3 protein-coding genes are annotated in these 2,159 nt (G+C 32.1%); all 3 read left to right on the top strand.

Features of this window, described 5'->3' with window-relative positions:
* Positions 1-43 precede the first annotated feature (43 nt).
* A complete protein-coding gene (locus tag QVP90_RS15280) occupies positions 44-628 on the top strand; it encodes a hypothetical protein (protein WP_021936913.1) in 585 nt (194 codons plus the stop codon).
* A gap of 540 nt (positions 629-1,168) precedes the next feature.
* Positions 1,169-1,714, top strand: coding sequence for a hypothetical protein (locus QVP90_RS15275; RefSeq protein WP_021936911.1), 546 nt, complete (start codon positions 1,169-1,171; stop codon positions 1,712-1,714).
* 75 nt (positions 1,715-1,789) lie between these two features.
* On the top strand, positions 1,790-2,159 hold a 370-nt coding region (locus tag QVP90_RS15270; RefSeq protein WP_288204691.1), incomplete at its 3' end, for a hypothetical protein.

Below are 2,159 nucleotides of genomic sequence, written 5' to 3'. Positions count from 1 at the left end.
CAGCGTTCCCCGCTAAACCATTATAAACAATTTTGACAGGAATATGATGAAATCCAAGTTCTTTTATATCATTCTTAGTATCCATATACTATGTGGAATATTAGGATTAATGATTTTAAGTTTCGTAGATAATTATGACCGAATACGCTGGAGTATTGGCGATATGCTACGTTTATTGTTTTTCCTTACTCCTTTCGTTTTGGTGTTCTGTGTGCCTAAAAAATCACCTACATGGAGCAAAGTCTGTATGCGTATTTATTTTGGAGTATGTATATTGCCATTCGTTATTTTTCCTCCATTATGGTGGATGTTGTTCAATTTTGACCATATTATTGCTGAGAATGAGCAGTATATTATCCGGTTTTATAAAGGCGGCTTCCGTGATTATTATGAACAAAAAAGTATATATAAAAAAAGTGGGATTTTAGAGAAATATGTAGGGTGTTTTGCCTGCTATAACTCTGGTGTGTATTATGAGTTGAACCAGTTAGAGTATGATATAAAAGAATTTAAGATTGATAAAATGACATTTACAGGAAAAGTGCATTTGAAACGAAGTGAAGATGAGCAAATTGTAACTAAAGACACACTTATTGTTTGTCCGATTGTTAAAGATGCACCTTATTAGTTGAGTTTATAACAAGGTCGAGATAACAGCTTAATGCTGTTCCTCACCAAACCATTAGCTGTAAAATAAATATGAAACAGAAAAATTATATATTCAAATTATTATTGAAAATTTGGCTTAGCACATATTTTATTTATATGTTTTGCCTTATATGTATGACAATAATAGTTGAAAAAGATAAAATCAATCATCCACATTGTTATATTAATCCTGTAACACCATATCTTTTTTGTTTATTCATTTCATCCATATTATCAGGTATTTCTATTACAATGTTTCTTAATTGTTTTGCATTAATAAGGAATAATTCGCTATATAGTTTTCTTTCCTTTTTTCTTGCACATATCCTAATAATGTTATATGTTTATATAGAATCTGAATATAAAATAGTATCAACCTTGAATTTTTATACAATCCCATTTATGGTAATTTTACTATGCTTGTATATAATTTTCAGAAAAAAAGTACAGCTAACAAGCACCTGTGCCACCTAACGGCGGCAAGCTGCAAACCATTACAGACAACTTAATACAGAAATATATGGAATATATACCGGATTATCTGAAACCATTTATTATACACAAAGGCTATTTTCCTGAATTGATAGAAGATTCATGGTTTAATAATCCTGTGTATTGGAAAGGTCGGTTAATATCACCGCAAAACGAAACAAAATTCAAACTTTACTTTTGTGGTGAATTAATTGATAATTCCATTGTAGGCAAGCAAACTTCACCTTTGGCAATATATGCGGATTCAGTACATTCAGGAGAAAGGATTACTCTTTTTGATGAACGGTATAATGGATATGAAGCATTACTAATAGAGGATAAGAGAGAACTACCATTATCTCCTGAAATTCAGTTTGTAGATAAAGATGCTGAAAAAGAATTTGAAATTATCATTCTCGGATGCAGTAATACCGATTTCGATGATGAATACCCAGCCACCGAACAAGTACAACTAATTAACGGCGACCGGGTAAACAAAGAGTATCTAAAACGTAATGCTTTTGATTTCATTTCCATACTTATTCGCAATGCCAAAGGTCAAGTATATACGATATTGGAAATGGAATTATGTTAGTTAAATCATCTGTAACAAGGTCGAGATAACAGCTAAACGCTGTTCCTCACCAAACCATTAATGGTAATAAGATATATGATAGACTATTTATATTATAGGTTTTATAGATTATGGCTTCATTCTTCTGTATCGGAAGGAGCCACATTTTTGGCAATGCTTTTGTTTTCGGTCATGTTAAGTACAAATGTATTAACCGCATGGGGTATATTAACCCAATACGGAATCATTGATTATCCGTCCGATACTCAATACTATATCATTGAAGGCAGTTTAATAGCATTGCTGTGTGGCAGATTTTTCTTCAAGAAAAGGTACAGAAGAATTATAACCAAGTATGAGGATGAAAACTCTGTGCAACGTAAAGTTGGAACGTGGGCACTTACTGTATATATAGTGGCAACCTTTACTTGCTTTTTCATAGAGGCATTGCACAGACAGGGAAAAA

Origin of the sequence: Bacteroides sp. CAG:189 (genome assembly GCF_000432295.1) — a bacterium.
Taxonomy (GTDB): Bacteria; Bacteroidota; Bacteroidia; order Bacteroidales; family Bacteroidaceae; genus Bacteroides; species Bacteroides salyersiae.
Note: the sequence above shows the minus strand (reverse complement) of the source record. Positions and strands in the feature narration are given on the sequence as shown.

What these genes read in the sequence shown, in the direction of transcription:
- QVP90_RS15280 (WP_021936913.1), top strand. Translation starts at nt 44, where the DNA reads ATGATGAAATCCAAGTTCTTTTATATCATTCTTAGTATCCATATACTA.
- QVP90_RS15275 (WP_021936911.1), top strand. Translation starts at nt 1,169, where the DNA reads ATGGAATATATACCGGATTATCTGAAACCATTTATTATACACAAAGGC.